Source organism: Bartonella sp. CR84HXZ, from assembly GCF_042194535.1.
Taxonomy (GTDB): Bacteria; Pseudomonadota; Alphaproteobacteria; order Rhizobiales; family Rhizobiaceae; genus Bartonella; species Bartonella grahamii.
Window position 1 is genome coordinate 1 of the sequence record NZ_JBHIMY010000122.1, and the last position, 651, is coordinate 651.

At 36.1% G+C, this 651-nt stretch carries 1 protein-coding gene and 1 pseudogene; both read right to left on the bottom strand.

Translation table 11 applies throughout. The features are described 5' to 3' along the window. A pseudogene (locus ACFIKD_RS09720) lies at positions 1-241 on the bottom strand (hypothetical protein); the annotation flags it as partial. Positions 242-323: 82 nt separating this feature from the next. Next, positions 324-629, bottom strand: a complete 306-nt coding sequence (locus ACFIKD_RS09725; protein ID WP_375647946.1) for a hypothetical protein — start codon at positions 627-629, stop codon at positions 324-326. Positions 630-651 lie beyond the last annotated feature (22 nt).

Consider the following 651-nt stretch of genomic DNA (forward strand, 5'->3'; position numbering starts at 1 on the left):
GCTTTGGTAGACTATGTCCTCTATTTATCGCATCATATTTCTCAGAATTAGAAACCAATTTTATGTGATCTTTAACAACATCTATTTCAGTTAATGCTGTTTCAAGGCTACTGGCCATAGCTTTACTATTAGCATACCGAAGCAAATCATCCTTTATAAGATCACTCTCCGTATCAAGAAGCGATGATAAATCCCCACTTTTTCCAACATCACGAATATGATCACATAGATTACTTCGCACATTGTGTAGTTTTTGAGATACTAATGTTTTTTCAAGATTTTGTACTAGTATACTTTGTTGTAAAAAAAGCTCTTCTAATTTATTAGAAATGATGACCTCCTATTACAACACCTTTATCTAACCAGTCCGGGCCATATTTTTCATCAGCACTTTTGGTAGAAAATCCCATATCACGTATAAATTGCGCTCCACGTTGATGTCTAAGAAGTAAAAGTGCATGTGCTGGATATTCAGCCATCGCTAACCATTCCCAAGTTGCTTTGTTATCATTCGCCTTGGAAGCTGCTTCTGCTTCAACCATATAAATACTGTCTTGAGAAAGACCACCTGCCCGCAATTCTTCACGTTCAGCATCAGTCATATAACTTTTGGGTAATTTCTTTTCCATAGAAAACTCCTTATCTTAGTGT

Bases quoted from the DNA above. Each gene is read 5' to 3' on its own strand.
- ACFIKD_RS09725 (WP_375647946.1), bottom strand. From the start codon at position 629: ATGGAAAAGAAATTACCCAAAAGTTATATGACTGATGCTGAACGTGAA.